At 69.4% G+C, this 23,533-nt stretch carries 24 protein-coding genes and 1 other RNA gene; 10 read left to right on the top strand and 15 right to left on the bottom strand.

Going from position 1 to position 23,533, the window contains the following annotated elements; genetic code table 11:
- Window positions 1-552, bottom strand: coding sequence for a gamma-glutamylcyclotransferase (locus tag ACF66B_RS00570; protein ID WP_392664785.1), 552 nt, complete (start codon window positions 550-552; stop codon window positions 1-3).
- Window positions 553-619: 67 nt separating this feature from the next.
- Between ACF66B_RS00570 and ACF66B_RS00565 the strand changes: the two genes are divergently transcribed.
- Window positions 620-1,624, top strand: a complete 1,005-nt coding sequence (locus tag ACF66B_RS00565; protein WP_111428744.1) for a DUF2125 domain-containing protein — start codon at window positions 620-622, stop codon at window positions 1,622-1,624.
- Window positions 1,625-1,651: 27 nt separating this feature from the next.
- Here the strand turns inward: ACF66B_RS00565 and ACF66B_RS00560 are convergent, their stop codons facing one another.
- Genes ACF66B_RS00560 through hisC form a run of 3 tightly spaced genes read right to left on the bottom strand, consistent with a single transcriptional unit; the run spans window position 1,652 to window position 4,363 of the window.
- Complete coding sequence (locus ACF66B_RS00560; RefSeq protein ID WP_162683171.1) at window positions 1,652-2,338, bottom strand: extensin family protein; 687 nt, start codon at window positions 2,336-2,338, stop codon at window positions 1,652-1,654.
- A gap of 4 nt (window positions 2,339-2,342) precedes the next feature.
- Window positions 2,343-3,266 carry a prephenate/arogenate dehydrogenase family protein gene (locus ACF66B_RS00555; RefSeq protein ID WP_111428746.1) on the bottom strand — a complete coding sequence of 308 codons (924 nt, stop codon included), beginning with the start codon at window positions 3,264-3,266 and terminating at the stop codon, window positions 2,343-2,345.
- Entirely contained in the window at window positions 3,266-4,363 is a 1,098-nt protein-coding gene (gene hisC, locus ACF66B_RS00550) for a histidinol-phosphate transaminase (RefSeq protein ID WP_111428747.1), read from the bottom strand. The genes ACF66B_RS00555 and hisC overlap by 1 nt, the downstream gene beginning before the upstream one ends.
- Before the next feature lie 240 nt (window positions 4,364-4,603).
- Between hisC and ACF66B_RS00545 the strand changes: the two genes are divergently transcribed.
- Window positions 4,604-5,269: a hypothetical protein gene (locus ACF66B_RS00545; protein WP_111428748.1), complete on the top strand. Its 666-nt coding sequence runs from the start codon at window positions 4,604-4,606 to the stop codon at window positions 5,267-5,269.
- A 30-nt stretch (window positions 5,270-5,299) separates the two neighbouring features.
- Here ACF66B_RS00545 and ACF66B_RS00540 read toward each other — a convergent pair whose 3' ends face one another.
- Both ACF66B_RS00540 and ACF66B_RS00535 read right to left on the bottom strand, forming a co-directional pair.
- Window positions 5,300-6,991: an ATP-binding protein gene (locus tag ACF66B_RS00540; protein WP_162683172.1), complete on the bottom strand. Its 1,692-nt coding sequence runs from the start codon at window positions 6,989-6,991 to the stop codon at window positions 5,300-5,302.
- Between the two features lie 206 nt (window positions 6,992-7,197).
- Complete coding sequence (locus ACF66B_RS00535) at window positions 7,198-9,420, bottom strand: primosomal protein N' (protein ID WP_111428750.1); 2,223 nt, start codon at window positions 9,418-9,420, stop codon at window positions 7,198-7,200.
- A gap of 68 nt (window positions 9,421-9,488) precedes the next feature.
- Here ACF66B_RS00535 and fsa point away from each other — a divergent pair, with 68 nt between their 5' ends.
- The 5 genes from fsa (at window position 9,489) to ACF66B_RS00510 (ending at window position 14,191) form a co-directional block, all read left to right on the top strand.
- A complete protein-coding gene (gene fsa, locus ACF66B_RS00530; RefSeq protein ID WP_111428751.1) occupies window positions 9,489-10,139 on the top strand; it encodes a fructose-6-phosphate aldolase in 651 nt (216 codons plus the stop codon).
- 30 nt (window positions 10,140-10,169) lie between these two features.
- Window positions 10,170-10,895, top strand: a complete 726-nt coding sequence (locus ACF66B_RS00525; RefSeq protein ID WP_111428960.1) for a DUF484 family protein — start codon at window positions 10,170-10,172, stop codon at window positions 10,893-10,895.
- A 35-nt stretch (window positions 10,896-10,930) separates the two neighbouring features.
- The gene (locus tag ACF66B_RS00520) at window positions 10,931-11,833 is read left to right on the top strand and encodes a tyrosine recombinase XerC (RefSeq protein WP_111428961.1); all 903 of its coding nucleotides are present in this window, start codon (window positions 10,931-10,933) and stop codon (window positions 11,831-11,833) included.
- 93 nt (window positions 11,834-11,926) lie between these two features.
- Window positions 11,927-12,550 (top strand): pyridoxamine 5'-phosphate oxidase family protein, encoded by a 624-nt coding sequence (locus ACF66B_RS00515; RefSeq protein WP_111428752.1) that lies wholly within the window; start codon window positions 11,927-11,929, stop codon window positions 12,548-12,550.
- A gap of 156 nt (window positions 12,551-12,706) precedes the next feature.
- Window positions 12,707-14,191: an ankyrin repeat domain-containing protein gene (locus ACF66B_RS00510; RefSeq protein ID WP_111428753.1), complete on the top strand. Its 1,485-nt coding sequence runs from the start codon at window positions 12,707-12,709 to the stop codon at window positions 14,189-14,191.
- On the opposite strand, the gene ACF66B_RS00505 is transcribed toward ACF66B_RS00510, so the two are convergent.
- From ACF66B_RS00505 to ACF66B_RS00495, 3 genes are all read right to left on the bottom strand, one after another.
- Window positions 14,175-15,143: an MBL fold metallo-hydrolase gene (locus ACF66B_RS00505; protein ID WP_111428754.1), complete on the bottom strand. Its 969-nt coding sequence runs from the start codon at window positions 15,141-15,143 to the stop codon at window positions 14,175-14,177. The two genes, ACF66B_RS00510 and ACF66B_RS00505, sit on opposite strands and share 17 nt — an antisense overlap.
- Window positions 15,144-15,315: 172 nt before the next feature.
- Window positions 15,316-15,414: signal recognition particle sRNA small type (gene ffs, locus ACF66B_RS00500), an RNA gene on the bottom strand.
- 71 nt (window positions 15,415-15,485) lie between these two features.
- Entirely contained in the window at window positions 15,486-16,322 is an 837-nt protein-coding gene (locus ACF66B_RS00495; protein WP_111428755.1) for a universal stress protein, read from the bottom strand.
- Window positions 16,323-16,460: 138 nt separating this feature from the next.
- Between ACF66B_RS00495 and ACF66B_RS00490 the strand changes: the two genes are divergently transcribed.
- The gene (locus ACF66B_RS00490) at window positions 16,461-16,676 is read left to right on the top strand and encodes a hypothetical protein (RefSeq protein WP_111428756.1); all 216 of its coding nucleotides are present in this window, start codon (window positions 16,461-16,463) and stop codon (window positions 16,674-16,676) included.
- Window positions 16,677-16,901: 225 nt separating this feature from the next.
- Here the strand turns inward: ACF66B_RS00490 and ACF66B_RS00485 are convergent, their stop codons facing one another.
- Together ACF66B_RS00485 and ACF66B_RS00480 are read right to left on the bottom strand one after the other, a co-directional pair.
- On the bottom strand, window positions 16,902-17,417 hold the full coding sequence (locus ACF66B_RS00485) for a GNAT family N-acetyltransferase (protein WP_111428757.1): 516 nt from the start codon (window positions 17,415-17,417) through the stop codon (window positions 16,902-16,904).
- A 40-nt stretch (window positions 17,418-17,457) separates the two neighbouring features.
- A complete protein-coding gene (locus ACF66B_RS00480) occupies window positions 17,458-18,357 on the bottom strand; it encodes a LysR family transcriptional regulator (RefSeq protein ID WP_111428758.1) in 900 nt (299 codons plus the stop codon).
- Between the two features lie 108 nt (window positions 18,358-18,465).
- Here ACF66B_RS00480 and ACF66B_RS00475 point away from each other — a divergent pair, with 108 nt between their 5' ends.
- Complete coding sequence (locus ACF66B_RS00475) at window positions 18,466-19,590, top strand: alanine racemase (RefSeq protein ID WP_111428759.1); 1,125 nt, start codon at window positions 18,466-18,468, stop codon at window positions 19,588-19,590.
- 161 nt (window positions 19,591-19,751) lie between these two features.
- Entirely contained in the window at window positions 19,752-20,189 is a 438-nt protein-coding gene (locus ACF66B_RS00470; protein WP_111428760.1) for a PACE efflux transporter, read from the top strand.
- Between the two features lie 100 nt (window positions 20,190-20,289).
- Here ACF66B_RS00470 and ACF66B_RS00465 read toward each other — a convergent pair whose 3' ends face one another.
- From ACF66B_RS00465 to ACF66B_RS00450, 4 genes are all read right to left on the bottom strand, one after another.
- The gene (locus tag ACF66B_RS00465; protein ID WP_111428761.1) at window positions 20,290-21,090 is read right to left on the bottom strand and encodes an FRG domain-containing protein; all 801 of its coding nucleotides are present in this window, start codon (window positions 21,088-21,090) and stop codon (window positions 20,290-20,292) included.
- A 321-nt stretch (window positions 21,091-21,411) separates the two neighbouring features.
- Complete coding sequence (locus tag ACF66B_RS00460) at window positions 21,412-22,218, bottom strand: iron chelate uptake ABC transporter family permease subunit (RefSeq protein WP_111428962.1); 807 nt, start codon at window positions 22,216-22,218, stop codon at window positions 21,412-21,414.
- 2 nt (window positions 22,219-22,220) lie between these two features.
- On the bottom strand, window positions 22,221-22,979 hold the full coding sequence (locus ACF66B_RS00455; protein WP_111428762.1) for a metal ABC transporter ATP-binding protein: 759 nt from the start codon (window positions 22,977-22,979) through the stop codon (window positions 22,221-22,223).
- The gene (locus tag ACF66B_RS00450; RefSeq protein WP_111428763.1) at window positions 22,976-23,467 is read right to left on the bottom strand and encodes a Fur family transcriptional regulator; all 492 of its coding nucleotides are present in this window, start codon (window positions 23,465-23,467) and stop codon (window positions 22,976-22,978) included. Before ACF66B_RS00450 ends, ACF66B_RS00455 begins: the two co-directional genes overlap by 4 nt.
- Window positions 23,468-23,533 lie beyond the last annotated feature (66 nt).

The raw sequence follows: 23,533 nt of genomic DNA, 5'->3' as shown, positions 1-23,533 counted from the left end.
TCAGGGGCGCGGACCGTCCTGCCGCCGGGCACGCACGAGCCCGGCAAGATCGGTGAGCTCGCGATCCTCGATCCCGAGCGCATCGAGCCCCGAGAGGGTGTTGAAGAGATATTCGGCGTTCGGCCCGCGTGGCCCCACCGCATGGGCGATGATCTCGGCCTGCGCCGGGAGATCGAGATCGCCGCGATACTGCGAATGGTCGCGGTTCGTCACATAGGTCACCGCCTCGACCGCGCCGCCCTCCGCCAGCGAGACCGTGAGAAACGCCTCCAGGTAGGCGTAGGAAACGAGTTCGCGCTCGCGCAGGTAGGCCAGAACCTCGGCCGCCCGCGCCGCATCGACGCGATAGGCCACCCCCTCGCAACAGGCCCCCGCCTCTGCATCGAGGGCGAGCACCAGCCCCGGCCTTTCCGGCGTACCGCGATAATGGACCGAGGTCATGCAGAACGAGCGGCGATAGCCCTCGAGCGCCGCCAGGCGCTTCTCCTCATAGTCGAAGCCCGGATGCCAGATCAGCGAGCCGTATGCGAACACCCAGAGATCGCCAGCGATTTCGGCCATTGTTCCCCTGCCTTCCTCCGGGCTATGCCGGTGTCCCGGAACCGGCATGGGGTAGGCCATGAAGAAGCTGATGGCAATCGTGATCCTCGCGGCCCTCGCATGGGGCGGCTACTGGATCGTCATGGCACAGATGCGCGAGCACATGCTCGTGGGCTGGCTCGGCGAACGCCGCGCCGAAGGCTGGGTCGCCGATGTCGAGACCCTCGAGATCAAGGGCTTCCCCAACCGCCTCGATACCTTCGTGAAGGGTCTGGCCCTGGCCGATCCCGATCAGGGCTGGAGCTGGAACGCGGAGGAATTCCAGATCCTCTCGCTTGCCTGGAAACCCCATCACGTCATCGCCGCCTGGCCCGGCGAACAGGTGATCGGCTCGCCCTTCGAGACAGTTCGGATCACGAGCGAGCATGCCCGCGGTTCCGTCATCTTCAAGCCGACGCCGCGGCTCGAGCTCGACCGGCTGACGATCGAGCTCGATCAGGCGCGCTTTCACGGCGACCATGGCTGGCAGGCTGGCATCGAGCACGCGGTGCTCGCCTCGGAGCAGGTGCCCGATGTCGCCCCCAACGCGCATCGCATCGGCCTCGACGCCGCCGAACTCACCCCGCCCAATGCCTGGACCGACGAGATCCCCGGCTCGTCCGCGCTGCCGCGCCTGATGGACACGCTCACGCTTGATGCCGTGGTGCATTTCGACCGTCCCTGGGACCGCAACTCGATCGAGACCGAAAACCCGGCCATCACCGCGATCACGCTGAGCGATGCCACCGCGATCTGGGGCGAGCTGGACCTGCGCGCCAAGGGCGAGGTTCATGCCGACGCGAACGGCTTCGCCGAGGGCGAGATCACCCTTCGCGCGAAGAATTGGCGGCAGATGCTTGAGATCGCCGAGAAATCCGGAGCGATGAAGCCCGAGATCGCCAGCGCCGTCCGCGGCGGGCTCGACCTCATCGCCATGCTCTCCGGCGACAGGGAAACGCTCACCGTCACCCTCGGCTTCTCCGACGGCCGGGCGAAGGTCGGCCCGATTCCGATCGGCACGGCCCCCCGGCTCACCCGCGGCTGAGCGCCGCGGCACGGGCGGCCGCGGGCGTCAGCGGCAGTCGAACTGCCCCGGCCCCGTCACGTCGTAATGCAGTGCCGCCATGGTTGCGCCGCCGGGAACCGGTGTGCGCGTGCTGCTGAAGGCGCCGCAGGCCGAGCCGTGCAGCGCGGCAAGCGCCGCGCCGCGCTCGGGATCCGGCCAGTCGCGGCCGACCACATAGGCCTCGCCGCTCTCGAGCCCGAAGGCGGAAATGTCGAGTGCCTCGCCGGTGTTGTGCCCTGGCGCATCGGCGGGCCCGCACATGTAATGCGAGGCGATCTCGATCGAACGCAGCGGATCACCGCGCCGCTCGAAAACCGGCTTCACCGCATTCTCGACCCAGCCTGCGAGCGCGTTCGCGGTGTCGCAGGTCACCGTTGGCTGCGGCATGAGCAGGATCCCGTCCACCGAAACCACGCGCACCGGCTTCTCCACCCCGCAGATGCCCTCGCCCTCGATCTCCGGCATCACCTGGCCGCGCAGCGCGCGATTGCCGCAGATCCGCCCGATCGGCGCCTCCTCCGCGTCATCGTCGCCGCTGAAATCGGGCACCGCCGCGCTGCTGAGGCCCGAGCCCTGCGAGGCGAGCGATGTGCCCGATCCGATGGTGCTCGCGGTGGAGCCGAGCAGCCCGCAGGCCGCAAGCGCCCCGGAGAGCCCGAACGCGAGCAGTGCGGCGGCCCCGACACGGCCCATGGCGCTAGCCTGCGCTCCGCTCGGCATCGCCGACACGGCCGAAATCGGGCTTCGCCGTATCCTGGCCCGCCTCGATGATGCTGCGCCGGATCGCCCGCGTCCGGGTGAAGTAGTCATGGAGATGCTGCCCGTCCTCGGTGCGGATCGCCCGCTGAAGCGCGAAGAGCTCCTCGGTGAAACGGCCGAGGATCTCGAGCGTCGCGGGCTTGTTGTTGAGAAAGACATCCCGCCACATCGTCGGGTCCGAGGCCGCGATGCGGGTGAAATCGCGGAAGCCCGCGGCGGAATAGTTGATGACCTCGCTCTCGGTCACCCGCTTCAGGTCGTCCGCCACGCCCACCATCGTGTAGGCGATGAGATGCGGCACATGGCTCGTCACCGCGAGCACGAGGTCATGATGCGCGGGCTCCATCTGGTCGCAGCGCGCGCCCAGCGCGGTCACGAAGGCCTCGAGCCGGGCGATGGCGCGCGGATCGGCCTCCGGCAGCGGTGTGAGCAGCCACCAGCGATTGTCGAAGAGCGCGGCAAAGCCCGAGGCCGGCCCCGAATGCTCGGTGCCCGCGATCGGATGGCCGGGAATGAACTCGACATGCGGCGGCAGGTGCGGAGCAACCGCGTCGATCACCGCCTGCTTCACCGAACCGACGTCGGTGACCGTCGCCCCCGGCGCCAGATGCGGCGCGATCTCGCGCGCGACATCGGCCATCGCGCCCACCGGCACGCAGAGGATCACCAGATCGGCCCCCTCGACCGCCTCCGCGGCGGTCGGGAAGATCTCGCCGAGCCCGAGCCGCGCGGCTTCCTCGCGGCTCTTCTCCGTCCGCGCATGCCCGGTGATGCGCGTCTCCATCCCGGCGCGCCGGATCGCGTGGCTGATCGAGGAAGCGATCAGCCCGAGGCCTATCAGCGCGACATGCCGGTATCTCATCAGGCCCGCACTTTCATGAAGGCCGCAACCGCCTCGGCCACCCGCGCGCAGGCCGCGCCATCGCCGACGGTGATGCGCAGCGCCGCCGGCAGCTTGTAGCCCGCCACCCGCCGCACGATGATACCCGCCCGCCGGAGATGGGCATCGCAGGCCTCCGCCTCCGCGGCACTCGCAAACTGCGCCAGGATGAAATTGGCGAAGGACGGGTCGGACGGCACGCCCAGCGCGGCGAGATCCGCCGCGAGCCGGTCGCGGTTCAGGATGTTCTCCGCCTGGCAGAAGGCGGTGTAGTCCACATCCTCGACCGCCACCTGCGCCGCAGCGAGCGCCGGGCCCGAGAGATTGAACGGGCCGCGCACGCGGTTGAGCGTGTCGATCACATGGGCGGGCCCGTATCCCCAGCCCACGCGCAGCCCGCCGAGGCCGTAGATCTTCGAGAGCGTCCGCGTCATCACCACGTTCTCGCGCGCGCCCACCAGCCCGGCGCCGCCGTCAAATCCCGGAACGAACTCGGCATAGGCGCCGTCGAGCACGAGCAGCGCCTGCGGCGGCAACCCCTCGGACAGCCGCGTCACCTCGTCCTCGCCGATCATCGTGCCGGTGGGGTTGTTGGGGTTGGCGATGAAGACGAGCCGCGTCCGCGCGGTGCAGGCCGCGAGGATCGCGTCCACATCCGTGTGCCGCGCCCGCTCCGGTACCTCGACCGGGGTCGCCCCCGCCGCAAGCGCCGAAATGCGGTACATCCCGAAGCCGTGCTCGGTGTGGATCACCTCGTCGCCGGGGCCGGCATAGCACTGGCAGAGAAAGGCGATGATCTCGTCGGAGCCTGCGCCGCAGATGATCCGCTCGGGATCGAGGCCATGAAGCCGCCCGAGCGCGCCGCGCAGCGCCCCGTGATCCGAATTCGGATAGCGGTGCAGCTCGCCGGAGGAGGCGCGGAACGCCTCGACGGTCGCGGGGCTCGGCCCGAACGGGTTCTCGTTCGAGCTGAGCTTCAGCACCTCGGCATGGCCCTGCAGCTTCGATTCACCGCCGACATAAAGGGCGATGTCGAGAATACCGGGTTGCGGACGGATATCGGGATGAGGCTCGGTCATGGCACGCTCGGGGCATGGGTTCGGTCTCCCGTCTCTAACGGGGCGCGCCTGCAAATTCCACCCGCAATCCGCCGGCGCCCCCGCGCGCGAAGTCGTGAGAAGATCGGCCCGGATCTGCCTTGCGAATCTCGGAAAAATTGCCAGATTGCCCGTATGACGAGCGTTCAACCGTGTCGGACCTAAGGGTTCCTTAAGCTCTCCGCGTCACGGTCCTGCAAATCCTCAGAATGGCATTCACCGATGGCTCGCGGCCATGACATCGCACGATATCCTGCTGCCGGACTGATGCTTCTGGCCCTGCTGCCGGCCGTGCCGGCCGCCGCCGACGACTGGGCGATCCGCAAATACTACAACGTCCAGCGCCCGGCGACCCCGGGGCTCGAGCCGGTCTTCCGCAGCGGGATCGAGGGCGAGGCCTGGACCGGGTTCTTCAGCGGCTTCACCGCCGCAACCGTGCCTTTCCGCGACCACAACACCGAGTTCGATTTCTATTTCGGCATCCGCCCCTCGCTGCTCGGCTTCGACATGGACATCAGCTACAGCCAGCGCTTCAACGACATCTCGGGCAGCTGCTGCTCCACGGTCGAGTTCGATTTCGACCGCCCGCTCTGGCGCGGCGCGACACTCGAAGGCAAGTTCAGCCTCGACCCCGATACGAACCTCACCCGGACCGAGACCCGCGCGACCTTCCAGGTCTTCGAGAACTACCAGCTCGACAGCACGCTCAAGACGAGCTTTCACGCCGACAATCCCGGCGACGACACGCTCGTGAACTACAACCTCTTCGCCTCGCGCAACTTCATCCATGACGATGGCGCCAACACCCGGATCGGCATCCGCTTCGCCGACACCAACCGCGCCGCCGCGACGGCCGCTCTCTCGGTGAGCTACCAGGCCGACTTCTAGCGCGGTCCGGGCCCGCCTCTCGCGCACACCTCACGCCACCCCGCCCCGGTCCTGCAGCCGGAAATTATGCCCCGCGCGTTCCGCCCGCGGCAGCGGCACCTCGAACCAGAAGATGGAGCCCGTCCCGGGTTCGCTCTCGACCCCGATCCGTCCACCCATGCGCGCAAGCGTCTCGGCACAGATCGCGAGCCCGAGCCCCGTGCCGCCATAGCGCCGGGTCACGGTATCGTCGGCCTGCTCGAAGGGCCGGAAGATGCGATCCCGCACCGTGCCGGCGATTCCGATCCCCGAATCCTGCACCTCCCCCCGCACCCAGTCTCCGCCGATCGCCGAGAGGCGCACGCTCACGCAGCCCGCATCGGTGAACTTCACGGCATTGCCGACGAGATTTGTCAGCACCTGCCGCATCCCCTGCCGCAACCCGCGCCGCAGCGTCGGCAGCCCCGGCGCCACCTCGACCGAAAGCACCAGCCCCTGCGCATCCGCCGAGAAGCGCGCCTCCTCCACCACCTCCCGCAACACCACGGCAAGGTCGAAGGCGGTCTCGCTCTCGGGCGCCCCCTCATGGCCGAGCCGCGAGAAATCGAGAATGCGATTGATGACGCCCAGGAGGTGCAGCCCGGAGCCATGGATCAGCTCGACATTCGCCCGCGTCCGCGGATCGAGCTCGCGCGAGAGCACCAGAGAGGCCATGCCGATCACCCCGTTGAGCGGCGTGCGCAGCTCGTGCGAGACGGTGGCGAGAAACTTGCTCTTCGCCCCGTCGGCGGCAATCGCGCGCTCGGTCATCGCGCGCAGCCGGGCGGTGCGCTCCTCCACCCGCATCTCGAGCTCGCGCTTGTGCGCCCGGTTATCGGCGAGCGCCGCCAGCCGGTCGAGATTGACCGAATGGATGAGCTGGCAGGCGACCGTGAGCACCACGAGATAGAGGATCGTCACCACGAAATCCGCATCCGTCACCGCGCCCGAAACGCTCACCAGCAGAAAGAGCGCCGCGTGCATCACCACGAAGGTGATCGCCGCCCCGTCGAGGCTGCGCGGCTGCATCGCGATCCAGAGTGCGATGGGCAGCGACAGCAGCACCGCCATGTCGCTTGCCCGCACCGCGGTGAGCGGCAGCGACAGCAGGATCCAGAGTGCGCCCAGGAGCACGATCCCGAAGGAGGCGATGGCGAGCGTCACCTGCGGGTTGGCCCGGACCACGCCGGCCTCGCCGAGATTGAGCACGATGGCCGAGAAGGTCAGCAGCCCCAGCGCCTCATAGAGCAGCGTGAGCCCGACCAGGGCCTGCGGCGCGTAGCCGGAATGCACGAGCCCTGCGACCTGCGCGAGCCCGAAGCCCATGGCAACGGTGGCGGCAGAGGCCCAGACGCCGCCGGCAAAGATCAGCCATTGCTGCGTCTTCGTCTCCGGCTCCACCTGCCGTGCCACCTGCCGCATGACCCAGGCGCCGAGCAGGGCCGCCGCACCATGGGCGAGCGCGTCCGTGACGATCTCTGCCGGCGAAAGGCCCGCAAGCGCATCGCCCAGCGCGAACCCCGCGACGATCGCAAGGATGGCCGCGCGGCGGAGCACCAGGGCAGCCGAAAGCGCAAGCCCGGAGGCCGGCGTGATCCCGAGCAGCACGCCCTCCCCGAAGCCGAGGCCGCGGCACAAGGCGACGAGCGCAGCGAGGGCGACAAGAACGAGCGCAAGGCGGCGGATCCGAAATCCGAAAGGCATTACGCCCCAGTCCTCCTCCCGGTCTGCTACGCACCGCGGAGCCCGGCAGGGCGGCGGCATTTGCGATTGGCGAGGTTTCCAGACAGGCGCCGGGACAGAACTTTGCCGACGCGGAACCCGGCTCCCCGCCTCTTACACCTTAGACTAAAGTCTTACACAAAAAAATGCTCGCATACGAAACAGGCTATCATATTCCGATATGGCAATCAGTAAAAGCTCTGCGGATCGATGTCGATCACCAGCCGCATGTTCGCGGCAGGCGGCGCGCTCGCGGCCCAGTCGCGCAATAGCGGCTGAAGCGCGACGCCCTTCGCCGCCCTGACGAGAAACCGCAGACGGTGGCGGCCCCGCACCCGGGCGATCGGCGCCGGGGCCGGCCCGTAGAGCTCGGCGCCGGCCGCACGCAGGATCTCGCCCGCCCGGCCCAGCGCGCGCGCCGCCTCCCAGAGCCGCGGCTCGTCCGGCCCCGAGAGGATCACCCCCGCGAGCCGGCCGTAGGGCGGCATGCCCGCCATGCGCCGCGCGGCCGCCTCGCTGCGCCAGAAGCCCTCGTCATCGCCCGAGAGAATGGCCTTCAGCGCCGGATGCTCCGGCATGTAGGTCTGGATCAGCGCCGCGCCCGGCCGCTCGGCGCGCCCGGCCCGCCCCGCGACCTGCCGGATGAGCTGGAAGGTCTTCTCCGCGGCGCGCAGGTCGCCCCCCTGCAGCCCGAGATCGGCATCGATCACGCCGACCAGGGTGAGATACGGGAAATTGTGCCCTTTCGAGACGATCTGCGTGCCGATGACGATATCCGCCCCGCCCTGCGCGATCTCGTCGATCCGCGCCTTCAGCGCCCGGTGGCTCTCGGCGAGGTCGGAAGACAGGATCGCGATCCGCGCCTCGGGCCAGAGCGCCACCGCCTCCTCGGCAAGCCGCTCCACCCCCGGCCCGATCGCATGCATCTTGCCCTCGACACCGCAGCTCGGACAGGCCTCCGGGATCGGCTTCGTTGCCCCGCACTGATGGCACACCAGCCGCTTGCGGAACCGGTGCTCGACCATGCGCGCATCGCAGAGGTCGCAGCCCACCTGATGCCCGCAGGCCCGGCAGATGGTGAGCGGCGCATAGCCGCGCCGGTTGAGAAAGAGCAGCGACTGCTCCCCCGCCGCCAGCCGCGCGCCCACCGCCGTCTCGAGCGGCGCGGAAATCCAGCGCCCCTGCTCGAGCGCATCCTGGCGCAGGTCGATCGTCGCCATCTCCGGCAGCTCCGCCACGCCGAAACGCTCCGGCAGGTCGATCCGCCGGTATTTTCCCGCCTCGGCATTGGCCCAGCTCTCGAGGCTCGGCGTCGCCGAGGCCAGCACCACCGCCGCGCCCTCGATCGAGGCCCGCAGCACCGCCATGTCGCGGGCATGATAGCGCGCCCCGTCCTCCTGCTTGTAGGAGCCGTCATGCTCCTCGTCGACGACGATGAGGCCGAGCGCCCGGAAGGGCAGGAAGAGGGCCGAGCGCGCGCCGACGACGAGCCGCGCATCGCCCGAGGCCGCCGCATGCCAGGCCCGTCGCCGCGCGGCCTGGGTCACGCCCGAATGCCATTCCGCCGGCCGCGCCCCGAAGCGGGCCTCCACCCGGTCGAGAAACTCCACCGAGAGCGCGATCTCGGGCAGGAGCACGAGCGCCTGCCGCCCGGCCGCCAGCGCCTCCGCCACCGCCTCGAGATAGACCTCCGTCTTGCCGGACCCGGTGACGCCCTTGAGGAGCGTCGTGGAATAGGCCCGCGCCGCCACCGCCCCGCGCAGCTCCGCCGCCGCCGCCGTCTGCAGCGCCGAAAGCGGCCGGGGCCCGGCGCCCGGATCGAGGGGCGGATAGGGCGGATCGCGCGGCGCGTCCTCGCGGAGCAGAACACCCTGCGCCTCGAGCCCCTTCAGGACGCCCGAGGAGACTCCGGCGAGATGCGCGAGCTCGGAGGGCGCGAAACCGAGATTGCCGTATTCCTCGAAGGCCGCGATCACCCGGGTGCGCGCATCCGTCATCCGGTCCGGCCTGGTTCCGCTCAGGCGCAGGATCGGCCGCGCCCCCGGCGGCTCGGCCAGCGCCGGCACCCGGGTCGCGAGCCGCAGCATGTGGGTGAGCGGCGTCAGCGTGTATTCTGCGGCCCGCAGGAGAAAGTCGCGCATCTCCCGCCGCAGCGGCGCGAGGTCGAGGGCCCGCGTGATCGGGCGGAGCTTCTCCGCCGGGAAATCGCCCGCCCCCTCGCCCCAGACGCAGCCCATCACCCGCCGCGGCCCGAGCGGCACCTCGACAAAGGCGCCCGCCGCGATACCTCCTTCGGGGACGCGGTAGTCGAGCATCCGGTCAAGCCCCTCCGCCGTCAGCACGGCAACGGTCGCGCCTGCGGGAAAGACCGCGTCGCCGGAATCCGGGGAGGGTGGATTGAGATGTTCCATCGGTCTATACCTTGGGATAGCAATACCCAAGACCACAAGTCTTGACCCAAAATGTGCGGGAGGCACCAATGAAATTCTTCGTGGACACGGCAGATATCGAAGCCATCAAGGAGCTCCACGAGCTGGGCCTGCTGGATGGCGTGACCACCAACCCGAGCCTCATCAAGAAATCCGGCCGTGATTTCAAGGAGGTCGTGAAGGAGATCTGCGACATCGTACCAGGCCCCGTAAGCGCGGAAGTCGTTTCGCTCACCTATGACGACATGATCGTGGAGGGCAACAAGCTCGCCGAGATCGCACCCAACATCGCGATCAAGGTGCCGCTGACCTGGGACGGGCTGAAGGCCTGCCGGACCTTCACGCAGGCGGGCAAGATGGTGAACGTCACCCTCTGCTTCTCCGCCAACCAGGCGCTTCTGGCCGCCAAGGCGGGCGCGACCTTCATCTCGCCCTTCATCGGCCGGCTCGATGACATCAACCTCGACGGGATGCAGCTCATCCAGGACATCCGGCAGATCTACGACAACTACGGCTTCGAGACCGAGATCCTCGCCGCCAGCATCCGCGGCGCCAACCACGTGAGCGAAGCCGCGCTCGCCGGCGCCGATATTGCCACCTGCCCGCCGAGTGTGCTCAAATCGCTTGCCGCGCATCCGCTCACCGACAAGGGGCTCGAGGGCTTCCTCAAGGACTGGGCTGCGACCGGCCAGAAGATCTGACAACCGAACAGGGGGAGCCCGGACGTGACGATGATCGACGAGAGCGGAATCACGGACATCCAGGAGATCAGGGACCGCATCCTCGAAGACCCCGGGCTCATCCTCGACGATCCCGACCTCATGCGCGGCCTGCTCAAGGCCGACCGCCGCGCGGCGGGCCGCAATGTGGTCGATCTGCGCGGTGTGCTCGTCGAGCGGCTCGAGGAGCGCCTCGACCGCCTCGAGGACACCCATCGCGAAGTGCTTGCGGCCGCCTACGAGAACGTCGCGGGCACCAACCAGATCCACCGCGCCTGCCTCGCCGTGCTCGATGCCGAGGATTTCGCGGGCTTCCTGCGGCTCATGACCGGCGATCTCGGCAACACGCTCTCGGTCGATACCGTCCGCCTCGGGCTCGAGGCCCCGGCCGCCGAGCCGGGCGCCGGGCTCGGGCCGGAAGGCCCGCTCCGGCATGCGGTGATCGCCCTGCCCGAGGGCGGGGCCGACACCTACGTCACCCATGGCCGCGGCCTCGGCGCGCCGCGCAAGGTGACGCTTCGCCAGCTCGCCAAGGCCTCTCCCGATCTCTACGGCGAGCGCGCGCCGCTGATCCGCTCCGAGGCTGTGCTGCGGCTCGATCTCGGCCCCGGCCGGCATGGCGGCCTGCTCGTCTTCGGCGCGACCGAGCCCGACCGCTTCCATTCCGATCAGGGCACCGACCTGCTCACCTTCTTCTGCGGCGTCTTCGAACGCGCGCTGCGCCGCTTCATCGCGTGACCGGCATCGGGCTCTCCGGCGGAGCCTATGCCCTGATGACGGACTGGCTCGCCCAGCTCGAGGCAGTGCGCGGGCTCAGCCCCAAGACCGTCGAAGCCTACCGCCGCGATGTCTCGGGCTACCTCGGCTTTCTCGCCCTGCACTGGGGCGGGCCGGCCGGGCGCACGGCGATCGCCGCCGTCACCACCGCCGACATGCGCGCCTGGATGGCGCATGAGCGCGCCCGCGGCCTCTCGGCCCGCTCGCTGGCGCGCGGGCTTTCGGCGGTGAAGAGCTTCCACGCCTGGCTCGCCGAGGCCGAGGGCCTGATCGCACCCGCCGTCACCGCCACCCGCGGCCCCAAGGCCAAGCCGCGCCTGCCCCGGCCCGTCGCACCCGAAGCCGCGCGCGATCTCATGGCCACCATAGAGGCCCAGAGCCTCGAGCCCTGGGTTGCGGCACGCGATCTCGCCGTGGTGACGCTGCTCTACGGCTGCGGCCTGCGCATCTCCGAAGCGCTCGGCCTCACGCAAGGCGACGCGCCGCTCACCGAGAGCGTCCGCATCCGGGGCAAGGGCGGGCGCGAGCGCATGGTGCCGGTGCTCCCCATCGCCCGCGAGGCGGTCGAGCACTACCGGGCGCTCTGCCCCTATGGGCCCGGCCCCGGCGCGCCGCTCTTTCTCGGGGTGCGCGGCGGCCCGCTCAATCCGCGCGTGGTGCAGAAGGCGATGCAATCGGCGCGGATGCAGCTCGGCCTGCCCGCCACCGCCACGCCCCACGCGCTGCGCCACTCCTTCGCCACTCACCTCCTCGAGCGCGGCGGCGACCTGCGCACGATCCAGGAGCTCCTTGGCCACGCCTCGCTCGCCACGACCCAGGTCTATACCGGCGTCGATCAGGTCCGCCTGATGGAGGTCTATGCCGCCGCCCATCCCAAGGCCCGCCGCGAGGGCGCCTGACCGGCGGGAAGCCCCTCCGCGCATCCCGCTTGTCCGCCCCCGCCCCGCGGGCGTATCATCGCCGGATCTCGTCCGGAGACAGGGGGGCCTACCATGGCCAGCCAGCTCTATCATGAGGGCAACCGCGCGCTGCAGGATGCCTTCGGCAGCCGCCGCATCGCCGACCGGCTCGAAGCGACCACCTTCCGGCAGGCCTTCACCGAGACGGACCGCAGCTTCATCGAGGGCGCCGGGTTCTTCTTTCTCGCCACCGCCGATGCCGAGGGGCGGCCCGACTGCTCCTTCAAGGGCGGCCCGCCGGGCTTTGTCCGGGTCACGGCGCCGGACGAACTGCTCTTTCCCGATTTCGACGGCAACGGCATGTTCAAGAGCCTCGGCAACATCCGGGTCAATCCCGCGGTCGGCCTGCTCTTCATCGCGATGGGCGCCGCCCCGGCGCGGCTGCGGGTGAACGGCACCGCGCGCGTCCTCCGCGACGATCCGCGCCGGGCGGGTTTCGTCGGGGCGCAGCTCCTCGTCGAGGTCCGCGCCCGCGCGATCTTTCCCAACTGCCCGCGCTACATCCCGTCCGACGGCGCGCCCTCGCCATATCTGCCGCAGGCGGGCACCCCGCCCACCGAACCGGCCTGGAAATCCTTCGAGACGTTTCGCGACGCCGTGCCGCCGCGCGCCCCCGCACCGGGCATCCCCGACCGCCCGGAAACGCGGGAGACTTGATCGGCGCCCCGGGGGCCGCTACTCTTTCCCGGCCTCCCGGGAAGGCATCCGGATCCGCGGACAGCGCCGCAGCGCATCCCCGAAGCAGAACGGAACCCCATGCGGTTCTTCCGGCCCGACCCAGCGGATCGACGGGCAGTTTTCCGGGAGAAACCGATGCCCCCGTCCCTCGACAGACTCCGCCGCGACGCAAAGACCCTGCACCGGGCCCATGCGGCCGGCATGAGCGACGCCCGCGACCGCCTGCGCGCCCATCCGCCCCGCCCCGAAGGCACCGGCCTGCGCCATGCCGACTATCTCCACGTCATCGCCCAGGAGCAGGGCTTCGAAAGCTGGCCGCGCCTCGTCTTCGCCGCCGAGACCATCGGCCTTGACCGCGCCGGGCGGCAGCAGGCGCTGAAGCGCGCGCTCTTTCACGGCCGCAACTGGCAGGTCGACCGCCTGCTCGCCGAAACGCCGGATCTCGCCGCCGGGCTCTTCGGCCTCGAGGTTGCCCTGCTCGACCGCGCCGCCGTCGAACGGCGCCTCGCGCAGGATCCCGCCGCCGCGACCCGCGAGGCCGGGCCGCGCCGCCCGATCCTGCACCTCGCCTTCTCCCGCCGGATCCACGCCGCCCCCGAACGCCACGCCGACATGCTGGCGATCGCCGGGCTGCTGCTGCGCCACGGCGCGGATGTGAACGATGCCATGCCCGCCGCCCCGGGCAGCACCGGCCGCCTCTCCGCGCTCTACGGCGCCCTTGGCCACGCCGGCAACCTGCCGCTCGCCGAGTGGCTGCTCGCGCAGGGCGCCGATCCGAACGACGGCGAATCGCTCTATCACGCCACCGAACTCGGCCATCACGACGGGCTGAAGCTGCTGATGCGCCACGGCGTTCGGGTCGCGGGCACCAACGCCCTCGCCCGGATGCTCGATTTCGACGATCTCGAGGGCGCGCGTCTGCTGCTGGACTACGGCGCCGATCCCGGGGAAGGCCTGCCGGCGCTGCACCACGCCGCGCGGCGGATGCGCGACGGCCGCTTCGCCCGGCTCCTCATCGCCCATGGCGCCGACCCCGCCCGCCGCTGGCAGGGCCACAGCGCCTACGGGCTCGCCCGGATCTTCGGCAACGAGGCCTTCGCCAGAGCCCTCGCCGCCGCGGGTCACGCGACCCCGCTCGATGCGGCCGAAACCGCGCTCGCCGCCTGTGCCGGGGGCGCGCCGGGCGCGAGCCTCGCAAGCCTCCCGCTCGGCCCCGAGGACCGCCTGCTCATCGCCCGCCTCATCCAGTTTCCCGGCCGGCTCGCCCATGCGAAGGCCCTGGCCGCCGCCGGGCTCGATCCGAATGCCGCCGACGAGACGGGGCTCACCCCGCTCCAGCTCGCCGGCTGGTCCGGGCTGCCCGCGGCGGTGGACTGGCTGCTCGCCTGCAGGCCGGACCTCCTGCATCGCAACGCCTATGGCGGCGGCATCGTCGAGACGATCCTGCATGGGGCCGAGAACGCACCGCGACCGGAGGGGGCGGATCACGCCGCCTGCCTCCGCGCCGTGCTCGCGGCGGGCGCGCCCGTGGCCCCGGGGCTCGCCCAGGCCGCGACCGATCCCGAGCTCGCCGATCTCCTCGAGGCCCGGAGGCCCGCCGGGCTCAGCTCACCGCGGTGAAGGCAAAGGCGCCGTCGTCCGTCGCCGCCACGGTGCCGACGCCCGGATAGGGCGCGTGATAGCTCAGGATCTGGTTTCCGTCCGCCGCGGCGCGCCCGAGCAGGCTGCGGCGGGTGGCAATCGCCATCTCGGGATCGAAGTCGAAGCCGAACACCCAGTCGGGATGCGAGACGTTGAAGGCCGGATCGCCGATCACGTCGCCGGTGATGATGAGCCCCGGCCCGCCCTCGACGAGGAGCGAGACATGCCCCGGCGTATGCCCGGGCGTGTCGATCACCGTCACCCCCGGCACGATCGCATCGCCCTCGCGCACCATGGTGAGCCGGTCGGTCACCGCCATGAGATCGCGCTGCGCCCCTTCCGCGAAGGGATGGAAATCCGCCGGCAGCACGGTGAAGATGTCCGGCGCCGTCCAGAAATCGAACTCCGCAGCGCCGACGAAATACTCGGCATTCGGAAAGGCGAGCGTCTTGTCGTCCTCGAGCAGCGTCCCCCAGACGTGATCGGGATGCGCATGGGTAAAGACGACCTTGGTCACATCGCCCGGATCGATGCCGTTGAAGGCGAGATTGGCGAGGAGCTTGCCCGCCGAGGGCTGGAACCGCGGCCCCGAGCCGGTATCGACCAGCACGAGGTCCGACCCGGCGCGGAGCAGCGCGTGATTCGTCTCGGGCTGGAACGTCTCCTGCACGCTCCCGAGCACTTCCGCGACGGCCGCGTCATGCTCGGCCCCGGTGAGGTTGGCGGCAATGACCGAGGTCGGGATCACCAGATGCCCGTCGCTCACCACCGTCACCTCGATATCGCCCATCGGAAAGACATGCGTCTCCGAGCCATGCGCCCAGGCCCCGCGCGCAAGCCCCGGCAGCGCGAGGGCGGCGCCCGACAGGGCGAGGAAGCGCCGCCGCCCCAGCCGCACGAAACGCAGATCCGAACCGGTACGAGATGTCATGGAAGCTCTCCTTCAACTGCCCATGGGAGGAGAGCTCACCCTAGCGAAGAAGAGGCCGCGCGCCAGTCACGATGGCTTGCACGCCCGCCGGAGAGCGACAGGCCCGAAGCCCGAACCAACGGGCGAAACCGCGCCCGAGGGCGCGGCGGTTCACCAGATATCTGGGGAGTTGAAGCGAGAGGCTGGACAACGGCCCAAGCGGGGCTCGTTACGGCTGCTTCCTTCCGGACCTGACCGGGTTGGCGAGGCGCCTGCCCGCGCCAACCTCTCGGGAGGCGATATAGCCCGGTGTCCGGGCAGGTTCAAGGGGCGCAAGAGGCCTTCCTGCGCCCGCCTGCGGCCTCAATGCGCCATCAGGACGGCGATATCGGTGCCCTTCATCATCGTCGTCGTCGTGCCGCCGAAGATGCGCTGGCGCAGCCGCGAATGCCCGAATCCGCCCATGACCATGAGATCGGCCCCGAGCTCCTCGGCGGTGCGGTGCAGGACCTCGCCGACCTCGTGCCCCTGCCGCGGCAGGCAATGCACCGTCGTCGAGATGCCATGGCGCGCGAGATAGGCGGCGAGATCGGCCCCCGGCTCCGGCCCGTGGCCGTCGAAGGTCGGCACCGGATCGATCAGCACCACATCGACCGCCTCGGCGCTCTGCATGATCCCGATCGCGTCGCGCACGGCCTTCGACGCCTCGACGCTCGCATCCCAGGCAATCATGACGCGCTTGGGCTCGGGAAAGTTCGACGCCCCCGCCGGCAGCAGCACGACCGGCCGGCCGGATTCGAAGAGCGCCCCGTCGCTCACGCAGCCGCGCAGCTGCTCGAAGCCATCGGCGCCCGGCGTGATGAGCGTGAGGTCGGCGTAGCGGGCGAAACGCGCCGAAATCGTCGCGATCGTGCCGCGATCGACGTAATTGGCCTCCACCGTCGCCGACCGGCCGGCTGCGGCGAGCTTCGCGCTGATCTCGTCGGCGCGCGCCTGCGCTGCGGCCTGCCCCTCGGTGATCTCGCCCGCCCAGATGTCGTTCGAGACCACGCCATAGGGCGAGGCGGGCGGTGGCGGCGCGACCCCCACGACGAGAACCATGAGATGGGCATCCAGCTTGCGACAGATTTCGACGGCTCGGTCGATCTCCGCGTCGTCCTGCCGGACATCGACCGCGGTGAACAGGGTCTTGAAGGACATGGCACATCTCCTCTTGATGCGGTCGTACGAGAATAGGCTCCGCTCCGTCCGAACGGCCTTGCGCTACATCAATCACAGTGCGCAAACTGGCGCCACCCTTACGGGATAGGAATATCGGCCTTTCGGCAGGAGGATACCATGGCCTTGGAGGAATTCCGGATCCAGATCGCGATGCTGCTCGACGCGATCTCGAACCAGCCGGAGGACATGCACGAAGCGCAGGAAAGCCTGCGCGAGAAACTGGCCGAAATGCGCGCCCTCGGGCTGCCGCTCCCCGAAGATCTCGTCAACCTCGAGGACTATCTCGAGGACGAGTTCGAACAGGAGGAGCATGACAAGGGCGAGATGGGCTGATCCATCCCCCGAACCGCGGCCTTCGAGCACGACCGGATTGCGCAATAGACCTGTGCCTTCACCGGCGATGACGGTCCCGAGGCGGGCAGCTTCACGGGCTATTCGAGCCATGTCTTCGAGAACGGCGACAGCCTGAACCTCCCCGAAAGCCGAGAATCGCGCACGCGACGCGCCGGGGGGCAGAGACCACCGCCGCACCCGCCCCGCGGGTGCAGCCCCGGCCGCTCAGCCGAAATGCCGGTAGACGAGATCCGCCGGATCGGGCCGCGGCGCCTGCGGGTCCGGCACCGCGCCAAGCCGTTCGGCAAGGCGGCGCGAGCGGGTGTTGCCCGCATCGACATAGCTCACCAGCGTCTCGAGCCGGCGCTCCTGCCGCGCCCAGTCGCGCAAGGCCGCGGACGCCTCGAAGGCGATTCCCCGCCCCTCCGCCTCGGGAAACACGAGCCAGCCCATCTCGTGCTCCGGAAAGAGCGGCCCCGCGTTGATCGCAACCTGGCCCAGACAGGCGCCGGTCGCGCGCTCCTCCACCATCAGCGCCCCGCAGCCGAAGAAATCCCATTGCGCGTGATCGGCGCAGAACATCCCCCAGGCCGCGCGCGCCGCAAACGGCCCGCCCATGTGCCGGGCCCGGGCCGAACCCATCAGCGCCGCATAGGGCGGCCAGTCCCCGGCCCGCATCGGGCGGAGCAGCAGCCGCGCGGTCTCGAGCCTCGGGATCCGGCACGTGCAGGGCCCCTCCATTCCTCTCTCCTCTCCCCGGATGCCACCGGCCCGCGCCACCTCAGCCGCCACCCCCGATCACCTCCGCGAGCCGCGCGACGAAGGCCTCGATCCGCAGCGCGCGGACAGCGCGGGGGTTCAGCAGCGCCACGATATCCGCATCCGGCAGCGACCAGCCGGGCAGAACCCGGACGAGCCGCCCCGCCGCGAGATCCGCCCGCACGCTCCACTCGGAGCGCTCGACGATCCCGAACCCGTCGCAGGCCCAGGCCCGCAGCACCTCGCCATCGTTGCAGGCAAAGACCGGCCGGACGCGCAGGTTCTCCTCCGCGCCCCCGGGCCCCCTGAGCGGCCAGAGCGTGGTGTCGGCCCGGTTCTCGCGCACCACCCCGACCCGATGCCCGGCCATCTCGCCCGGATGCCGGGGCAGCCCCGCACGCGCCGCATAGGCGGGCGACGCCACCAGAAACCGCCGGTTCGCCCCGAGCTTGCGCTGCGTGATCCGGAGATCCGGCAGCCGCCCGACATGGACGAGCACATCCCAGGGCCCGGCCCGCATCGCACCGAGCGGATCCTCGCTGAGGCCGAGCTCCGCGCGAAGCGCCGGGTTTTCCTCGGCAAACCGCGCCAGAACCGGCGCCACATGCAGCCGCCCGAAGCCGAAGGGCGCGATGACATGCAGCGGCCCCTCGATCCGCCCCGCCCGCGCCGCCATCTCCTCGTCAAGCGCCTCGAGCGCGTCAAGCACCCCGCGCGCCCGCTCGACCAGCAACGCCCCCTCCGCCGTCAGCCGGAGCGGCCCGCGGCCGCGCTCGACCAGCCGCAGCCCAAGCCGCGCCTCGATCTGCGCCAGCCGCTGCGACACCGCAGGCGGCGTCACATCGAGCCGCCGCGCTGCCGCCGCAAGGCTCGGCGCCACGGCAAGCGCCGTCAGAAACCGCAGGTCCGCCAGATCAACCATTAAGCCCCAACTTAATCCAGGATTGCCTCCGGATGAATATCACCTGAAGGCCGCCACTGCTATCCTCGCCCCGCACCGGACACAACACCCGACCGAAGGAGCCCGCCCATGCCGCCCGCCGCCGCCGATCTCGCCCGCCTCGACACCCCCGCCCTGCTGCTCGACGAAGCGACGATGACGCGCAACATCGACCGGCTGGCGGTGCGGGCGCAGAGCCTCGGCGTCACCCTGCGGCCGCACCTGAAGACCGCGAAATCGCCCGAGATCGCCCGGCGGGTCGGCGGCGGCGCGCCCGGGCCGATCACCGTGTCCACCCTGGCCGAGGCCGAGACCTTCCACGCCGCCGGCCACCGCGACATCCTCTACGCCGTCGGCATCGCGCCGGCAAAACTCGCCCGCGTCACCGCGCTGCTCGCCCGGGGCTGCGACCTCACCGTCCTCCTCGACAGCCCCGAACAGGCCCGCGCCACCGCCGCCGCCGGCGTGCCCGCCCTGATCGAGATCGACAGCGACGGCCACCGCAGCGGCCTCCGCCCCGGCGATCCGGCCCTCATCGAAACCGGCCGCATCCTCGCGGCCAGAGGCACCCTCCGCGGCGTGCTGGCCCATGCCGGCGAGAGCTATGCCGCCCTCGGCATCGCGGCCCAGGCCGACTGCGCCGAGGGCGAGCGCCGCGCCGCGGTCGCCGCCGCCGACGCCCTGCGCGCCGCCGGGCTCGCCTGCCCCACCGTCAGCATCGGCTCGACCCCCACGGCCCATGCCGCCCGTGATCTCACCGGCGTCACCGAGCTGCGCGCCGGGGTCTACATGTTCTTCGACCTGGTGATGGCGGGGATCGGCGCCTGCCGCCTCGAGGACATCGCGCTGAGCGTGCTCACGACCGTCATCGGCCACCAGCCCGACCGCGGCCGGATCATGATCGACGCCGGCTGGATGGCGCTCTCGCGCGACCGCGGCACCGCGGCGCAACCGGTGGACCAGGGCTACGGCCTCGTCTGCGACCTCGAGGGCCGCGTACTCCCCGATCTCATCGTCAGCGCCGCCAACCAGGAGCACGGCATCGTCACCCGCCGCCCCGGCACGAACGGCCCGCTCCCCGAGCTGCCCCTCGGCGCGCTCCTCCGCATCCTGCCGAACCACGCCTGCGCCACCGCCGCCCAGCACGAGCGCTACCACGTCCTGCCCGCGACCCCCGGCCCGCTCATGACCTGGCCGCGCTTCCGCGGCTGGTAGCCCTCGGGCACGGGCGGCAACCCGGCACCACATCCCGCCCGAAGACGCCGCGGTAGGCTTGAAGCCCGGCGCCGGGGCTGCCATATCCCCCGCCAAGAGGACGACCTCGCCAGATGATCCGTCGCCGGGACGACCCGGCACCATCCCAAGAGGTTGCCCCGATGCGCACCCCCCTCGACCGCCTCCGCCACGCGCTCGCCTTCGAGATCGTCGCCCTTGTCCTGATCATCCCCCTCGGCGCGGCGGCCTTCCACCTGCCCATGGGCGACGCCGCCGCCGTCGGCCTCGCGAGTGCTGCCATCGCGACGCTCTGGAACATGGCCTACAACTACCTCTTCGACCTCGGCCTCCGGCGTCTCACCGGCACCACGCGCAAGAGCCTCGGCCTCCGGCTCCTCCACGCCATCCTCTTCGAGGCGGGGCTGCTCACCGTCCTCATGCCGTTCCTCGCGTGGTATCTCGGCATCTCGCTCTGGCAGGCGCTGGTGATGGATATCGCGTTCGCGCTCTTCTACGTGGCCTACGCCTTCGCCTTCAACTGGGCCTACGACCGCCTCTTCCCCCTGCCGGAATGGAGCCGCGCGGAGCGGGCGGGGTAACATCTTCTTCGCTGCGGATCTCTGTCCCACGGCGTGTTCCCCCTCCCGAAAATAGCACGGCAAGAAGGTTAAATGGATATTTTGGCCATAACGCCGCACTTCATTTATTAAAAAAAGTACTCCCGTAGCGAAATTTCAATATCTCAGCCACAGATTCGATCGACTGGAATAACGCCCCATGGTGGACTCCCACCGCGTAAAGCTCCTTAAGTATTGGTAGTTTTCTCTGGGCTGGGATGAACGCCCTTAGCAAGCAAGCACTTCTATTTCGACGAACGAAATTAATCTTATCGATACCTTTCTCCTTTTTGCCGTGGATGGTGAACACTCCAGACTGTGCATTGGACCGGCGGAATCGATGGAATGGCCGAATTGCTATCGGCTGCTCCGCCCGAACCTCTCTTGGAACCGAGCTATCCGACAGATCGATCACATAGTCTCTCAGAATTTCGGCATCGGTTGGTGGCACGGAGTGCAAGGAGACAGTCGTCCTGTTTAACTCCCAAGGATTGAGTGCCCAAACACAGGCGTCAGTTGATCTCGCATGATTCAGACAGGAGAAGTACAGCGAAACTAAGGGGTTTTCCGTCCAATCCAGTAGTCGAGTTGGCAAACCGTGATGCTGCGCAATAAACAGCCAATCTATATCTAAGCGTTCCCTGTTCTCTAAGAACTCATATGCATAAGATCGGAAATCCCGTAGCATTTCTCGTTCAAGGTATTTATCAAAATCTCCACGATATAATGCTGGCTTCAATGGCCATTCAATATCGCCTTGCCCCCTGAACCACGGATTGAGTGTCGCACTTCGAAGTCCAAATCGCTTAGAGCAAGCGCGAGACCACACCACGAACTCAGAGAGGTTATCTACGGTGCTTTCACCGTATAACATTTCTGGCATTCCCGTCGTCTCCTAAACGATTGATCTTCCGGCGTTACACTTCTCGTTGGGCCAAGGACATCGTCGCCGCAAGTAGAGCTCTATTCAATCAATAGCTCACGAAACTTGGCGGATGCCTACCCTAGGGGAAGTCGTCTATCTGCTTAGTCTTCTTGCCGTGCGATTTTCGGAGAGGAGGAACACCCTTTGGGACGGAAATCTGCAACGCTAACGTCGCAACCAGCCAATTCATGATTTGTAAATAACAAAATTCAACGAAATCAAGGGCGTTTTCGCATTTTCACGGTGAAACGCCCCTTTTCACGGTCCGGGCGGGCCCCGTCAGGCCCGTCTTCCAGCCCGCCGGAGAAGGGCGCCTGCGAGGTTGACCGAGAGCAGCAGGATCATCGCCGCCGTCACGATCGAGGGCCCGGCGGGCGTGTCGAACCGAAGCGATCCCTGCAGGCCCAGCACGACCGAAACCGCCCCCATCCCCACCGCCTGAACCACCATAGCCTCCGGCGTCCGGGCATGGACCCGCGCCGCCGCGGCCGGAATGATCAGCATCGCGGTGATGAGCAGCACCCCCACGACCTTGAGCGCCACCGCGACGAGAAGCGCGAGCGCGAGCGTCAGCACCAGCCGTTCCCGGCCGGCATCCACCCCCGCCGAGGCCGCGAGATCCTCGTTGAGCGTCGCGAGCAGCAGGTTGCGCCAGCGCCAGGCCAGCAGCGCCGCCACGATGGCCGCCCCGCCCCAGATCACCCCGAGATCGGCGCGGGTGATCGCGAGGATATCGCCGAAGAGAAAGCCCATCATGTCGATCCGCACGTTCGGCAGCAGGCTCACCGCCACCATCCCGAGCGCCAGCGCGCCGTGGGAGGCCACGCCGAGCATCGTGTCCATCGCATAGGTCCGGCCCGTCGCGATCGAGACCGTCAGCGCCATCGCCAGCGCCGCGATCGAGACCCCGGCCACGATCGGCAGGTTCGAGGCGAGCGCGAGCGTGACCCCGAGCAGCGCCGCATGCGCCGTCGCATCGCCGAAATAGGCCATCCGGCGCCAGACCACGAAACAGCCGAGCGGCCCCGAGGCCGCGGCCACGCCCAGCCCGCCGAGGACGGCGCGCAGGAAGAAATCGTCAAGCAGGTTCATGCGCCGGGATCCGCGTGCAGGTGGTGGTGCCCCGTGGCGCCGTCGCCATGGGAATGGTCATGCTTGTGCTGGTAGAGCGCCAGCGCGCCTTCCGATCCGAGCCCGAAGAGCGCCCGGTATTCCGGCGTCGTCGAGACGACGAGCGGCGTGCCCTCGCAGCAGATATGGCCGTTGAGACAGATCACCCGGTCGGATGCCGACATGACGACATGCAGGTCGTGGCTCACCATCAGCACCCCGCAGCCGATCTCGCTACGGATCTCTTCTATAAGGCGGTAGAACTGCGCGATCCCCGGCTGGTCGAGCCCCTGAGCCGCCTCGTCGAGCACCAGAAGGTCGGGTTTGCGGAGCAGCGCCTGCGCGAGCAGTACCCGCTGGAACTGCCCGCCCGAGAGGTCGATCATCTGCCGGTCCTGCAGCCCTTTCGAGCCCACCCGCACAAGCGCCGCCCGCCGCGCGCCCGCCTCGGCCCCGGTGAGCCCGAGGAAGCGCTCGACGGTGATCGGCAGGGTATGGTCGATCGCAAGGCGCTGCGGCACATAGCCGATCCGAAGCCCCCGCGCCCGCCGGATCTCCCCCTCGCCCGGCCGCACCGCGCCGATCAGGAGCTTCAGGAGCGTCGTCTTGCCCGAGCCGTTCGGCCCGACGATCGTGAGGATCTCGCCCCGTTCGACCCGCAGGTTCACCCCCGAAAGAATCCGGTGCCCGCCGATCGCGAGCCCGAGCCCCTTCGCCTCGAGAAGCGGCCCGCTCACGCCCCGGCTCCGGCACAGCGGGCGCAGAGCCCCTCGACCTCGATCGCGACCCGCTCGACCCGGAAGGCATGTTCGGAGGCCTCCGCCTCGAGATTGCGGGCAAGCGCCGGCAGGCTCGCCTCGGCCACCTGCCGGCAGGCGCGACAGACCAGGAAGACGGCCTCGTGCGCCCCCTCGCCATGGGTGCAGGCCACGAAGGCCGACAGCCGCTCGATCCGGTGGGCGAAACCGTTGGCGAGCAGGAAATCGAGCGCGCGATAGACCACCGGCGGCTGGCTCCCGAGCCCGGCCTCCCGCAACCGGTCGAGCAGCTCGTAAGCCGTCATCGCCCGGTGCTCCTCCAGCAGGGCCTCGAGAACGCAGCGCCTCGGCGGCGTCAACCGCAGCTTGCGCGCGGAACATTCTGCCAGTACCGCGGCCAGCGCCTCCTTGCGGCAGCGCCGATGGTCATGGGGCTGGAACACGTCGAAGGAAGGGGCCTCCGTCATCGCCGGTTGCGCTCCAAGTTTGTTACGTTATAACAGATCGCGACATCAGGGTAGTACTCCGCCCTG

Source organism: Amaricoccus sp. B4 (assembly GCF_043226085.1).
GTDB lineage: Bacteria > Pseudomonadota > Alphaproteobacteria > Rhodobacterales > Rhodobacteraceae > Amaricoccus.
Note: the sequence above shows the minus strand (reverse complement) of the source record. Positions and strands in the feature narration are given on the sequence as shown.

Coding starts and splice junctions, on each gene's coding strand:
- ACF66B_RS00560 (WP_162683171.1), bottom strand. CDS start 2,338: ATGGGCCGTGTCGGGGCCGCCGCACTGCTCGCGTTCGGGCTCTCCGGG.
- ACF66B_RS00450 (WP_111428763.1), bottom strand. CDS start 23,467: ATGACGGAGGCCCCTTCCTTCGACGTGTTCCAGCCCCATGACCATCGG.
- hisC (WP_111428747.1), bottom strand. CDS start 4,363: ATGACCGAGCCTCATCCCGATATCCGTCCGCAACCCGGTATTCTCGAC.
- ACF66B_RS00545 (WP_111428748.1), top strand. CDS start 4,604: ATGGCTCGCGGCCATGACATCGCACGATATCCTGCTGCCGGACTGATG.
- fsa (WP_111428751.1), top strand. CDS start 9,489: ATGAAATTCTTCGTGGACACGGCAGATATCGAAGCCATCAAGGAGCTC.
- ACF66B_RS00510 (WP_111428753.1), top strand. CDS start 12,707: ATGCCCCCGTCCCTCGACAGACTCCGCCGCGACGCAAAGACCCTGCAC.
- ACF66B_RS00565 (WP_111428744.1), top strand. CDS start 620: ATGAAGAAGCTGATGGCAATCGTGATCCTCGCGGCCCTCGCATGGGGC.
- ACF66B_RS00525 (WP_111428960.1), top strand. CDS start 10,170: ATGATCGACGAGAGCGGAATCACGGACATCCAGGAGATCAGGGACCGC.
- ACF66B_RS00555 (WP_111428746.1), bottom strand. CDS start 3,266: ATGAGATACCGGCATGTCGCGCTGATAGGCCTCGGGCTGATCGCTTCC.
- ACF66B_RS00470 (WP_111428760.1), top strand. CDS start 19,752: ATGCGCACCCCCCTCGACCGCCTCCGCCACGCGCTCGCCTTCGAGATC.
- ACF66B_RS00505 (WP_111428754.1), bottom strand. CDS start 15,143: ATGACATCTCGTACCGGTTCGGATCTGCGTTTCGTGCGGCTGGGGCGG.
- ACF66B_RS00520 (WP_111428961.1), top strand. CDS start 10,931: ATGACGGACTGGCTCGCCCAGCTCGAGGCAGTGCGCGGGCTCAGCCCC.
- ACF66B_RS00465 (WP_111428761.1), bottom strand. CDS start 21,090: ATGCCAGAAATGTTATACGGTGAAAGCACCGTAGATAACCTCTCTGAG.
- ACF66B_RS00490 (WP_111428756.1), top strand. CDS start 16,461: ATGGCCTTGGAGGAATTCCGGATCCAGATCGCGATGCTGCTCGACGCG.
- ACF66B_RS00495 (WP_111428755.1), bottom strand. CDS start 16,322: ATGTCCTTCAAGACCCTGTTCACCGCGGTCGATGTCCGGCAGGACGAC.
- ACF66B_RS00475 (WP_111428759.1), top strand. CDS start 18,466: ATGCCGCCCGCCGCCGCCGATCTCGCCCGCCTCGACACCCCCGCCCTG.
- ACF66B_RS00480 (WP_111428758.1), bottom strand. CDS start 18,357: ATGGTTGATCTGGCGGACCTGCGGTTTCTGACGGCGCTTGCCGTGGCG.
- ACF66B_RS00535 (WP_111428750.1), bottom strand. CDS start 9,420: ATGGAACATCTCAATCCACCCTCCCCGGATTCCGGCGACGCGGTCTTT.
- ACF66B_RS00540 (WP_162683172.1), bottom strand. CDS start 6,991: ATGCCTTTCGGATTTCGGATCCGCCGCCTTGCGCTCGTTCTTGTCGCC.
- ACF66B_RS00485 (WP_111428757.1), bottom strand. CDS start 17,417: ATGGAGGGGCCCTGCACGTGCCGGATCCCGAGGCTCGAGACCGCGCGG.
- ACF66B_RS00515 (WP_111428752.1), top strand. CDS start 11,927: ATGGCCAGCCAGCTCTATCATGAGGGCAACCGCGCGCTGCAGGATGCC.